General features: G+C 64.3%; 12 protein-coding genes. 10 read left to right on the plus strand and 2 right to left on the minus strand.

What is annotated here, in order from left to right; all coding sequences use genetic code 11:
- Positions 1–7 precede the first annotated feature (7 nt).
- The 5 genes from LB533_RS06625 (at position 8) to LB533_RS06645 (ending at position 4654) form a co-directional block, all read left to right on the plus strand.
- A complete protein-coding gene (locus LB533_RS06625) occupies positions 8–1195 on the plus strand; it encodes an ABC transporter substrate-binding protein (RefSeq protein WP_224676928.1) in 1188 nt (395 codons plus the stop codon).
- A 71-nt stretch (positions 1196–1266) separates the two neighbouring features.
- A complete protein-coding gene (locus tag LB533_RS06630) occupies positions 1267–2004 on the plus strand; it encodes an ATP-binding cassette domain-containing protein (protein ID WP_224676929.1) in 738 nt (245 codons plus the stop codon).
- Positions 1997–2737 (plus strand): ATP-binding cassette domain-containing protein, encoded by a 741-nt coding sequence (locus tag LB533_RS06635; protein WP_224676930.1) that lies wholly within the window; start codon positions 1997–1999, stop codon positions 2735–2737. Before LB533_RS06630 ends, LB533_RS06635 begins: the two co-directional genes overlap by 8 nt.
- Positions 2734–3684: an ABC transporter permease gene (locus LB533_RS06640; RefSeq protein WP_224676931.1), complete on the plus strand. Its 951-nt coding sequence runs from the start codon at positions 2734–2736 to the stop codon at positions 3682–3684. The genes LB533_RS06635 and LB533_RS06640 overlap by 4 nt, the downstream gene beginning before the upstream one ends.
- Position 3685: 1 nt before the next feature.
- The gene (locus LB533_RS06645; protein WP_224676932.1) at positions 3686–4654 is read left to right on the plus strand and encodes an ABC transporter permease; all 969 of its coding nucleotides are present in this window, start codon (positions 3686–3688) and stop codon (positions 4652–4654) included.
- Between the two features lie 20 nt (positions 4655–4674).
- Here the strand turns inward: LB533_RS06645 and LB533_RS06650 are convergent, their stop codons facing one another.
- Entirely contained in the window at positions 4675–5511 is an 837-nt protein-coding gene (locus LB533_RS06650; protein ID WP_224676933.1) for an amidohydrolase family protein, read from the minus strand.
- A 65-nt stretch (positions 5512–5576) separates the two neighbouring features.
- On the minus strand, positions 5577–6362 hold the full coding sequence (locus LB533_RS06655) for an IclR family transcriptional regulator (RefSeq protein ID WP_140497617.1): 786 nt from the start codon (positions 6360–6362) through the stop codon (positions 5577–5579).
- A 167-nt stretch (positions 6363–6529) separates the two neighbouring features.
- Between LB533_RS06655 and LB533_RS06660 the strand changes: the two genes are divergently transcribed.
- The 5 genes from LB533_RS06660 to LB533_RS06680 all read left to right on the plus strand — a co-directional run bounded on the left by LB533_RS06660 (position 6530) and on the right by LB533_RS06680 (position 11984).
- A complete protein-coding gene (locus LB533_RS06660; protein ID WP_140638457.1) occupies positions 6530–7849 on the plus strand; it encodes an ABC transporter substrate-binding protein in 1320 nt (439 codons plus the stop codon).
- Between the two features lie 153 nt (positions 7850–8002).
- On the plus strand, positions 8003–8899 hold the full coding sequence (locus LB533_RS06665; protein WP_224676934.1) for a carbohydrate ABC transporter permease: 897 nt from the start codon (positions 8003–8005) through the stop codon (positions 8897–8899).
- Positions 8899–9765 (plus strand): carbohydrate ABC transporter permease, encoded by an 867-nt coding sequence (locus LB533_RS06670; RefSeq protein ID WP_140564375.1) that lies wholly within the window; start codon positions 8899–8901, stop codon positions 9763–9765. Before LB533_RS06665 ends, LB533_RS06670 begins: the two co-directional genes overlap by 1 nt.
- Before the next feature lie 4 nt (positions 9766–9769).
- Positions 9770–10867 carry an ABC transporter ATP-binding protein gene (locus LB533_RS06675; RefSeq protein ID WP_224676935.1) on the plus strand — a complete coding sequence of 366 codons (1098 nt, stop codon included), beginning with the start codon at positions 9770–9772 and terminating at the stop codon, positions 10865–10867.
- A gap of 4 nt (positions 10868–10871) precedes the next feature.
- On the plus strand, positions 10872–11984 hold the full coding sequence (locus LB533_RS06680; protein ID WP_224676936.1) for a mandelate racemase/muconate lactonizing enzyme family protein: 1113 nt from the start codon (positions 10872–10874) through the stop codon (positions 11982–11984).
- The last annotated feature ends 3 nt before the right edge of the window (positions 11985–11987 follow it).

The following is an 11987-nucleotide window of genomic DNA, read 5'->3' on the forward strand; positions in this document are numbered from 1 at the left end:
GAGACAAATGAAAAGCCTGATCCGCGGCCTTGTGGCCGCAACCGCCTTCGCCTCGCTCGCAACGACAGCCTTTGCCGAAGACGTGCAAGGCGTCATCGGCGGGCTGCCCGATGAACTCAAGGCGCAATATGACGGCGCGCCGCAGAAGGTGCTGCCATCGGCCTGGGACAATTTCACCCCGCCGCCCAAGCCATGGAAATGGTGCCATTCGGAATCCTACCAGGGCAACCCCTGGCGAGTCACCGTCACCAAGGAACTGAAGCGCCTGGTGGACGGACTGATCGCCGACGGCACCGTCTCCAGCTTCGAAGTGTCGGATTCCAACAACGACGCCAGCCAGCAGATCAACCAGGTCCGCGCCTTCATCGACAAGAAGTGCTCGATCATCACCTCGATCCCGGGCTCGGCAACAGCGCTCGACGACGCCATCGATGCCGCCGCCAAGGCCGGCATCCCGTTCATCACCGCGGCCGGTTCGGTGACCAGCCCGAACGCGATCAATGTCGATTCCAACTATGCGCGCTGGGGCTACGACATGATGACGGCGATCGGCAAGGCCAAGCCGGATGGCGCCAGCATCCTGCTGGTCGAGGGCATCGCCGGCCACCCCATCGTGGTTCAGGAGCGCCAGGGCGCCGACAAGGCGTTGGCGGAGAACTCCAAGCTGAAGGTCTCGCGTACGGTCAACGGCAATTGGACGGCCAATGTCACCAAGACAGTGGTGCTGCAGGCGATCGCCACCAACCCGGCGCCGATCGACGCGGTGTGGACGACAGGCAGCGAAAGCCGCGTCGTCGCGGAAGCCTTCGCCGAAGCCGGCCGGCCGGCGCCGCTGATCACCGGTTCGATCACCGGCGACGCCCTGGGCTACTGGAAGGCCAACCCCGACAAGTACCGCTTCGAAGGCCATGCCGTGCTGCCGCACTGGACCGCCGAAACGTTGTTTCGCGTCGGCGAACGCATGCTCGACGGCCAGAAGCCGAAGCTGAACACGCTGCTCATTCCGATTCCGCCGGTCCACAACGCCGATCTCGGCCAATGGTACAAGGACTGCATGACGACGGATGCCGTATCGATCTTCCCGGTGCCGCCCAAGGATCCGATGCCGGAAGAATGGCTCGACGCCTATTTCTCCAACCCGGCGCCGACCAAGGGATGGGATTACTCGAAAGTACCTGACGCCTGCGCGAAGTGACGCCTGGCCAGATAAGAACTCGACAAGCCGGCTCCTTTCGGAGGGCCGGCTTGCCAGCTTTGAAACGCGACATGCTTGAAATCAGAAACATATCCAAACGCTATGGCGAGACGGTCGCGCTTGCGGACGCTTCGATCGCGTTCCGGGCGGGGACAATCCACACCATCCTGGGCGAGAACGGCTCGGGCAAGAGCACCATGGTCAAGCTGTTGTCCGGCATCGTTCAGCCCGACAGCGGCGCGGTCCTGCTGCAAGGCAGGCCGTTTTCGGGCGGAAACCCCTCGGCCTTCCAGGCGCAAGGCTTCGCCACGGTCTTCCAGGAAGTGCTGATCGCGCCGGACCGCAGCGTCACCGACAATATCCTGCTTGGCCTCGACGGCCTGGTCCGGCGCGCGGTTCCCCGCAGCGAGCGGCGCGACAGGGCAGCAGCCGCGCTCAAGCTTTTCGCCGTCACCAACGTGCCTCTCGACATGACCGCCGGGCAGTTGCCGCTGGCGGCGCAGCAACTCGTCGTTCTTGCCCGTGCCGTCGTGCGCAATCCAAAGATCCTGATCCTCGACGAAGTGACGGCAGCACTCGACTTCGCCGACCGCGAATCGGTTTTTTCGCTGATGCGCACGCTTGCCGGGGAAGGCTGCCTGATCCTGTTCATCACGCACCGCATGGACGAGGTGACGTCGCTTTCGGATCGCATCTCGATCCTGCGCGGCGGCAGCGTGGTGCGCACCGAGGAGCGCGGCGCCTCGACGCCGGCGGAGCTTCTCAAGGCCATGGCGCCACGCACCGCCGCGGAGCTGGCGCATGGCTGATCGCGCCGCCCTCACCATCCGCGACCTCGTCATCGCACCGGGCGCCAGCCCGATCATGCAGGCGATCGCTGCTGGCGAGATCGTTGGGCTCGCCGGCCTGGATGGCCATGGCCAGGAGCTTTTCCTCGAAATGCTCGCCGGCCTTGTCGCGCCGCTTGGCGGTTCGATAACCCTCGATCTGCCCGGCGCATCCCGCGCCATCACCGGCTTCCGCAAGGCCGTATCGAGCGGCATCGCCTATCTTCCGCGCGGGCGTGCCAAAGGCATTTTCCCGACACAGTCGGTGCTCGACAATTTCGCCGTTTCGACGCTGTCTCGCGATACCCGCCTCGGCCTGATCAGCCCGGCGGCGCGCAAGGCGCGCTACGAGGCCTATCGCGAAAGGCTGTCGATATCAGCGCCCCGGCCCGACGCACCGATCACCACCCTGTCCGGCGGCAACCAGCAGAAGGTGCTTTTGGCGCGAGCCCTGGCGCTGGACCCCGCAATGTTGCTTCTCAACGACCCGACGCGCGGCGTCGACGTGGCGACCCGGCATGTTCTCTACGACGTCTTTCGCGGGCTGGCTTCCGACGGCATGGGGCTCGTCATCCTGTCCAGCGAGATCGAGGAGATCCTTCTTCTCTGCCATCGCGTGCTGGTGTTCCGCGAAAATGAAGTCGCGGCGGAAATCGCCGGCCAGGCGATGACCGCCGAGAACGTGATCGCAGCCATGTTCGGACGCGCAGCATGAGGCCCTTTGGACGCCTGTTGTCCCTCGGGCGAAGCGTCGGCTTCGCTGTCGTGCTGCTGATCGTCCTGCTGGCGGTCAACCTAATGCTGAGCCCGGCACGGTTCCAGCCGGACTCCTGGGGTGCGCTGGTTGGGCTGGCGGCGCCATTGATCGGCGCGGCCATCGCCTCGACCCCGGTGATCCTCGCCGGGCGCGGCGGCATCGATATTTCGGTCGGGCCGCTGATGGGCTTCGTCAACGCCATCGTGATCCAGGTGCTCTTTCTGCGCGCCGGAATATCCTCGCCGCTGGCGCTTGTTCCGGCGGCGCTGCTCATCGGTGCGCTGGTCGGGGCGGCGAACGGGTTTCTGGCGACCATCGTGCGCATCCAGCCGATCGTGGCCACGCTCGGCACCTATCTGATCCTGACGGGGGTGACGCTGACCATCCTGCCGGCGCCGATCGGCCCGGCTCCGGCCTGGCTGAAAGCCCTGGCCGGGCCACTTTCGCTTCTGCCGCTGGCCTTGATGTTCCTTTTCTGGTGGCTGGTGCGGCGCAGCCCCTATTACGACCAGCTGATGGCGGTCGGCAGCGACGATCGCGCCGCCTACACCGCCGGCGTCGACGTCACGCTCGTGCGCTTCATCGCCTATGTCATGACCGGCATCCTTGGCGGCTGCGCCGGGCTGATGCTGACTGCGCTGATCGGTTCGGCCGATCCCAACATCGGCCCGACCTACACGCTGATCGCCATTGCGGCTGTCGCTCTTGGCGGCGTCAGTCTTGCCGGCGGCCGTGGTGGCGTCGCGGGTGCCGCGATCGGCGCCATCGACATCTTCCTGCTGCAAAGCGTGCTGACGACGTTCAACGTCTCGACCTTCGTGCTGCAGATCGCCTACGGCGCCATACTGGTGCTGGCGGTGATGCTGACCGCGCTGCAGGAACGCTTTGCCATCGGGAGGCGCTGACATGGCTGGCCGAAATCTATTCGCGACAACCAATGCCCGTGGCGTCGGCGCCTTCTGTGTTGCCGCCCTTCTGCATCTTGCCGGCACCATCCTCATTCCGGGTTACTCCAGCCCGTTTGCGGTGCGCGCCATGCTGGTGCTCGCCTCGCTGCTCGCCGTCGCCTCGATCGGGCAGACGCTGGTCGTCATCATGGGCGGCATCGACCTGTCGATCCCCTTCGTCATCGGCTTTGCCAATGTCGTTGCCGCGCAACTCTACGGCGATGGCTGGAATTTTGTCCTGGTCTGCGGCCTCGTCGGCGTGCTGGCGATCCTGATCGGTGGCCTCAACGGGCTGATCGCGCGCAGCCTCGACATCCAGCCGCTCATCGTCACGCTCGGCATCGGCATGGTCGTGCAAGGGCTGGTGCTTTTGTGGACCGCGGGCTTCCCCTCAGGATCCGCGCCGCAAGCGGTTTCGAGTTTCGTGTCGATCGGCGGATCGGCCGGGCCATTGCCGGTTCCATGGCTGGTGCCCTGTCTCGTCGTGCTGGCGGCGCTCGTCGTCCTGGTGCTGGAGCGGACGCCCTATGGGCGCCGGCTCTACGCACTCGGCAGCAATCCGGGTGCTGCGCCTCTGGCGCTGATCGATCCCGTCCGCATGTGGGTGATCACCTATGCGGCAAGCGCCTTCTTCGCCGCGATGGCGGGCGTTCTGCTGCTCGGCTTCACCGGCTCGGCCTATGGCGATGTCGGGCAGCCCTACCTGTTCCAGACCATCGCGGCCGTGGTCGTCGGCGGCGCCGCGCTGGTCGGCGGCCGCGGCAGCTATCTCGGCACCATTGCCGGCGTGCTGGTGCTGACCGAGATCAACACGCTGCTGATCGGGCTCGGTTTCCAGCCCTCCGCGGTGCAGGCAGCACTCGGCCTCATCATCGTGCTGCTGGTTTCGCTCTACGGCCGCGAACGGCACGTTTCGGCGACGATCTGAAGAACCCCAAGCAGAGCCGGTTAAAGCCGCCAGAGCTTGCGGGCGTTCGCCGACAAGAGCTTGTCGCGTTCCGCAACGCTGCAGCCGGCAAGCAGCGCATGGGTCGCCGCCACCCAGGTCGACAGACCGCCACCCAGCGTGCAGACAGGCCAATCGCTGCCCCAGACGACACGATCCCAGCCGAACGAACCGATCGCGTGCTCGACGTAGGGCCGCAGCGTCTCGACCGTCCAACTGCCGGGGTCGGCATAGGCGACGACGCCGGAAATCTTGGCCACGACGTTCGGGCGGCGCGCGATTTCGCTCATGAGCTCGCGCCACGGGTGCTCGCCATTGCCCTTGATGTCCGGAACGCCGCAGTGGTCGAGGACGAACTGGACGTCAGGCGCCAGGTCGGCGAGCGCGATCGCCTTGGGAATCTGGTGCGGCAGCACGACGAGATCGAAGGTGAGGCCGGCGCCGCCAAGCCGCCGGATGTTGTCCCGGAACAGCGCGCCTTCCGAGAGTTCGTCGGGCATGACGTGGAGGACGCGGCGAAAACCCTTGACGAATGGCTTTGCTCGCTGGCGCTCGAGATAGGCCGCAAAGCCGGCCTCTTCCGGACGGCAGGAGGCGATCGCCCCGGCCATCATGCTGCCGGCCTGTCTCGACAGGCCTTCGACACGTTGGGTCTCGGCCTCGATGTCGGCCGGATCGACATCGACCTCCATATGCAGTACGCGCTCGACGCCGACGCGCTGAGCTTCCACGGCATACTCCTCATAGGAGAAGTCGCGGTTGAGTGCCGGCACGCCGGCAAGCCACGGGTAGCGCAGGGCCGAGCGATCGATGAGATGCAGGTGGGTGTCGATGATCATGGCAAGGCTCTCCTCCCTATGTCTTTCACATCATCTCACGGAGGAATTCTTCATTCAAATAAGAATTACGCCGATGAACCGACGGCCGACCCGGCCAGACGCGACAGCTTTTCACATGTCGCCAGCAGCAGTTCGATGGTGCGGGTCATGTCCGGCGCGGACGGTGCGTTGACCACGGTGATGTAAGGAATCGAAAGCGCCGCGATGGCCTTGCCGTCGGAGCCGCGCACCGGTGCCGACAGATTGTAGACGCCGGCGGTCTGCATCGAGGCCATCATCTCATATCCCCGTTCCCTGATCTGGTCGAGACGGGCAAAGAACTCGGGCGGCTGCGCCGTATTGTCGGTGCTGCGGACATGTTCGGAGATCATCATCTGGCGCTCCTCCTGCGAACGGAAGGCGAGCAGCACATGTCCCGAACCGGTGTCGAACAGGCTGATGTGGGCACCGACCCGGATCGAGATGCCCCAGTAGTTCGGCGCCTCCTGCTGGCCGATCACCACGGCGGAACCGCGATCAAAAACAACAAGTTGGTTGGCCTGCTGCGATGTCTCCGCCAATTCCCGCATCAAGGGCGTCGCATAGGAAACCAGCCGCCGCACCGGCGCGTGCAGTTGCGCCAGACCGAACAGCTTGAGCGTCAGTGAATAACGATCACCGTCGAGCCGCGTGACATAGCCGCGCCGCACCAGCCGGTCCAGCATGCGGTAGAACTCGTTGGGGCTGCGGTCGAGCTTCTTGGCGATTTCCGCCTGCGTCAGGCCGCCGTCGACGCCGGCCAGCAGTTCCAGGATGTCGAGACCCTTGTCGAGCGCCGGCGCGCGATACCGCTCGTCTTCGCTATCATCCATGGGCTTCCCTCCAGTGAAATCGATTCTTCATATACGCAGGAACGAAGCCGGCGGAAACAAATTTCGCCTTGACGTATCCATGAATGTTTTGTTTGTATATGAATGTAGCACTTCTTGTCATCAGACGAGTTGCGGTCGCCGCTGAGGCGCACCCAGGGAGGATACCAATGAACAGACTGCTTTCCGGCGTATGCGCCGGCGCATTGTTGCTTGCGTCAGGTGCAGGCGCAGCCCTTGCCGCGGACCTGCCCGGCAAGTTCGAAGGCGTTACCGTCGACGTGAAGCTGATCGGCGGCCAGCAATATGAAAAGCTCTACGAGCGCATCCCCGAATGGGAGAAGGCGACCGGCGCCAAGGTCAACATCCTGACCAAGAAGAACGGCTTCGACATCGACAAGGAGTTGAAGTCCGACATCGCCTCGGGCAGCACCAACTGGTGCGTCGGCTGGAATCATTCCTCCTTCGCGCCACAATATACCGGCCTCTATACCGACCTCAGCAAATTGCTGCCCAAGGAAGAGATCGACGCCTTCGTGCCATCGACGATCAAGGCGGCGACCATCGATGGCAAGCTGGAGATGCTGCCGCGCGCGCAGTTCGACGTCTCTGCCCTCTACTACCAGAAGAGCCTCTACGAGAACGCCGACAACAAGGCCAAGTTCAAGGCGAAATACGGCTATGATCTGGTGCCGCCGGACACCTGGAAAGAGGTCACCGACCAGGCCGAGTTCTTCGCCAACCCGCCCAATTTCTACGGCACGCAGTTCGCCGGCAAGGAAGAGGCGATCAACGGTCGCTTCTACGAAATGGTAGTGGCCGAGGGCGGCGAGTATCTCGACAAGGACGGCAAGCCGGTCTTCAACTCCGAAGCCGGCGTGCGGGCGCTCGACTGGTTCGTCAACCTCTACAAGGCCAAGGCCGTGCCGGCCGGAACCACCAATTATCTCTGGGACGATCTCGGCCAGGGTTTTGCCTCCGGTACCGTCGCCATCAACTTGGACTGGCCGGGCTGGGCCGGCTTCTTCAACGATCCGAAATCGTCGAAGGTCGCCGGCAATGTCGGCGTCAAGGTCGCGCCGAAAGGCTCGTCCGGCAAGCGCACCGGCTGGTCCGGTTTCCATGGCTTCTCGGTGACCGAGAACTGCCCGAACAAGGAGGCCGCGGCATCGCTGGTGTGGTGGCTCACCAATGAGGACAGCCAGAAGCTGGAAGCCGCCGCTGGCCCGCTGCCGACCCGCACCGCGGTCTGGGACTGGGACCTGAAGCAGGCCGAAAACGATCCGTACAAGAAGGAGGTTCTCTCCGCCTTCCAGGAAGAAGCCAAGCACGCCTTCGCCGTGCCGCAGACGCCTGAATGGATCGAGATCTCGAACGCCGTCTATCCCGAATTGCAGGCGGCGATTCTCGGCGACAAGACGTCCAAGCAGGCGCTCGACGAAGCCGCCGCCAAGGCGACGCAAATCCTCGAAGACGCCGGCAAGCTGTAGAACCGCTCCCAAGGCCGCCTCCCCCATCAGCCATGGGGGAGGCGCTCGCGTCTTAAGGCGCAATGCCTGGGGTAATTCACGATGACGACTCCTGCCCCGCCCGGCTCGACAGGAAAGGGGCAGCGGCAATCGAATGCAACTCACAGGGTCCCAATGAAGGGCTTCAAGCCATCCGCCCCATTCCTGCTGCTGCTTCCGGCGATCATCGTGCTGGCGGCGGTCGTCGTGGTGCCGTTGCTTTTGTCGCTCTATTCCAGCTTCACACCGTTCCGGCTGACCAAGCCCGAAACGTTCTTCGTCTTCGTCGGCTTCCGCAATTATCTCTCGATCCTGGCGAACGCCGATTTCTGGTGGGCGTTCGGCCGCACGGTTCTGTTGCTGACGATCGCGCTCAATCTCGAAATGCTGCTGGGCCTCGGCCTCGCCATGCTGGTCGAGAAGGCGACGCGCGGCCAGCGCGTCCTGCGCACGCTGATGATGTTTCCGATGATGTTCTCGCCGATTCTCGTCGGCTTCCAGTTCAAGTTCATGTTCAACGACAATATCGGCCTGGTGAACAACGCCCTGCAATCGCTCGGCATCACCAGGGATGCCATCCCGTGGCTGATCGAAGGCCATCTCGCCTTCATCGCCATCTCGATCGCCGAGATCTGGTCGTCGACGGCGATCTTCGCCATCCTGATCCTCGCCGGCCTGCTCGCCATGCCCAAGGAGCCGATCGAGGCGGCGCGCGTCGACGGCTGCACGCCGTGGCAGACATTCCGCTATGTGACCTGGCCGTTCGTCATGCCTTTCGCCTATATCGCCATGACCATCCGTTCACTCGACGTCGCGCGCGCCTATGACATCGTCAAGATCATGACCGATGGCGGGCCGGCGGGCCGCACCGAGCTTTTGTGGACGCTGGTGGCGCGCACCGCCTACAGCGACGGGCGCATGGGCATGGCCAACGCCATGGCCTATTTCTCGATTCTGCTGTCGATCGCCTTCACCGTCTACTTCTTCAACAAGCTCGCCGCGGCGCGCACGCAGATCGGTGCGGAGTGGTGATGGACGAGAATTCTTCCGCCCGCCTCAAGCGCCGGCTGCTGGGCATCGCCTATCGCATCGGTCTGTTCCTGGCGATGCTGACCATCTGCCTGCCCGGCCTGTGGATCGTGCTTTCGTCGCTGCGGCCGACGGTGGAGATCATGGCCAAGCCGCCGGTGTGGATCCCGCAGCAGATCTCGTTCGACGCCTATGTCGCGATGTTCTCAGGCATCGGCAAGGGCGGCATCCCGGTCATCGAATATTTCCGCAATTCCTTGATCATCTCGGTGACCTCGACGGTCATCGCGGTGGCCATCGGCATGGCCGGCGGCTACGCCTTCGCGCGCTACCGCTTCCGCGGCAAGTCGGGCGTCTTCCTCGGCTTGATGCTGACGCGCACGGTGCCGGGCATCGCGCTGTCGCTGCCGCTGTTCTTCCTCTATGTGCGGCTCGGCATCATCGACACGCATTTCGGGCTGATCCTGGCCTATGTCGCGCTCAACGTGCCGTTCACGATCTGGCTGATCGACGGCTTCTTCCGCCAGGTGCCGAAGGATCTCGCGGAAGCCGCGCAGATCGACGGCTGCACCCGCTGGCAGGCCTTCTGGCAGGTCGAGTTCCCGCTTGCCGGGCCGGGCATCGCCTCCGCCGCGATCTTTGCTTTCCTGACCTGCTGGAACGAGTTCGCGCTGGCCTCGCAGCTGACCCGCTCGGTCAGCGCCAAGACGCTGCCGGTCGGCCTGCTCGACTACACGGCCGAATTCACCATCGACTGGCGCGGCATGTGCGCGCTCGCCGTGGTGATGATCATCCCGGCGCTCACCCTCACCTACATCGTCCAGAAACACCTTGTCGGCGGCCTGACCTCCGGCGCGGTGAAAGGCTGATCCCATGGCAACCGTTTCCCTCCAAAAGCTGACCAAACGCTACGGCAATGTCGGGATCGTGCATGGCATCGACCTCGTCATCGCCGACCGCGAATTCATCGCGCTGGTCGGTCCGTCCGGCTGCGGCAAGTCGACGACGCTCCGGATGATCGCCGGGCTGGAAGAGATCAGCGCCGGCTCGATCGAGATCGGCGGCCGCGTCGTCAACGATTTGCCGCCGCGTTCGCGCAACATCTCGATGGTGTTCCAGTCCTACGCGCTCTATCCGCACATGACGGTGCGCGAGAACCTCGGCTTCTCGCTGAAGATCGCCGGGGCCGCCAAGGAGGACATGGAGCGCCGCGTCGCCGAAGCCTCGGCCATCCTCGGCCTCGACACGCTGCTCGACCGCCGCCCGTCGCAGCTTTCAGGCGGCCAGCGCCAGCGCGTCGCCATGGGCCGCGCCATCGTGCGCGATCCCGACGTGTTCCTGTTCGACGAACCGCTTTCCAATCTCGACGCCAAGCTCAGAACGCAGATGCGCACCGAGATCAAGAAACTGCACGCCAAGGTGCGGTCGACGGTGATCTACGTCACCCACGACCAGGTCGAGGCGATGACGCTTGCCGACCGCATCGTCATCATGCGCGACGGCCATATCGAACAGGTCGGCACGCCCGACGAGGTGTTCCGACGCCCGGCGACACGCTTCGTCGCGGGCTTCATCGGCTCGCCGCCGATGAACCTGCACGAGGCGACGATCGACGACGGCCAGCTGGTTTTTGCCAGCGGCGAAAAGCTGCCACTGCCCAACCAGTTCAAAGCCAACGTCGCCAGGGGTAACAAGGTGGTGTTCGGGTTGCGGCCCGACGACATCTACCCGACCGGCCATGGTATCAGTTCCGGTGGTGCCGCAGACGTCCACCAGATCGAATTGCCGATCACGGTCACCGAACCACTCGGCAACGAGACGCTGGTGTTCGTCGAGTTCAATGGCGCAGACTGGGTGTCGCGCATGCTGAACCCGCGGCCTCTCAAACCGGGCGAGCGGCTGGCCATGAGCCTCGACCTGTCGCAGGCGCACCTGTTTGCCGCCGATACGGGAAAGTCATTGCGGAGCTGACGACATGGCCACGATCGAAAAGATAGAACTGCGGATGGTGGACCTTGTGCCCAAGGTCAAGCGCACCGACGCGATCCAGAGTTTCGTCAGCCAGGAGACGCCTCTCGTCACGATCACCGATTCCGACGGCGCCGTCGGCACCGGCTACAGCTACACGATCGGCACCGGCGGCTCGTCCGTGATGCGGCTCCTGTCCGACCATCTGGCGCCGCGCCTGATCGGCCGCGACCCTGACATGATCGAGGAGATCTGGCACGATCTCGAATTCGCCACGCACGCCACCACGATCGGCGCCATCACGGCCATCGCGATCGCGGCGATCGACACCGCGCTTTGGGACCTGCGGGCGAAGAAGCAGGGCCTGCCGCTGTGGAAGCTGGCGGGCGGCGCCAAGGACCGCTGCCCGCTCTACACGACGGAGGGCGGCTGGTTGCACATCGAGACGCAGGCGCTGGTCGATGACGCGCTGGCCGCCAAGGCCAAGGGATTTCGCGGCTCGAAGGTGAAGATCGGCAAACCGCACGGATCGGAAGATCTGGCGCGGCTGGCGGCGGTGCGCAAGGCGGTGGGCGACGGCTACGAGATCATGACCGACGCCAATCAGGGATTCTCCGTCGACGAGGCGATCCGCCGCGCAGCGAGGCTGCGTGAACTCGATCTCGCCTGGATCGAGGAGCCGCTGCCGGCCGACGACATCGATGGGCATGTCAGGCTGTCGAACTCGACGCCGACGCCGATCGCCATCGGCGAGTCGCTCTATTCCATCAGGTATTTCCGCGAATACATGCAGAAAGGCGCCTGTTCGATCGTGCAGGTCGATGTCGGCCGGATTGGCGGCATCACGCCCTGGCTAAAGGTGGCGCATGCGGCGGAGGCCTTCGACATCCCGGTCTGCCCGCATTTCCTGATGGAATTGCATGTCAGCCTCACCTGCGCTGTTCAGAACGGCCGGTATGTCGAGTACATTCCGCAGCTTGACCAGTTGACGGGCAAGCGCATGCGCATCGAGGATGGGCAGGCGCTGGCACCCGACGAGCCCGGCATCGGCATCGATTGGGACTGGGACGCGGTCAAGGCCATGAGCATCGCCGAATTCACCACGGCGATCACGAAATAGGGG

Origin of the sequence: Mesorhizobium sp. BR1-1-13 (genome assembly GCF_020165515.1) — a bacterium.
GTDB lineage: Bacteria > Pseudomonadota > Alphaproteobacteria > Rhizobiales > Rhizobiaceae > Mesorhizobium.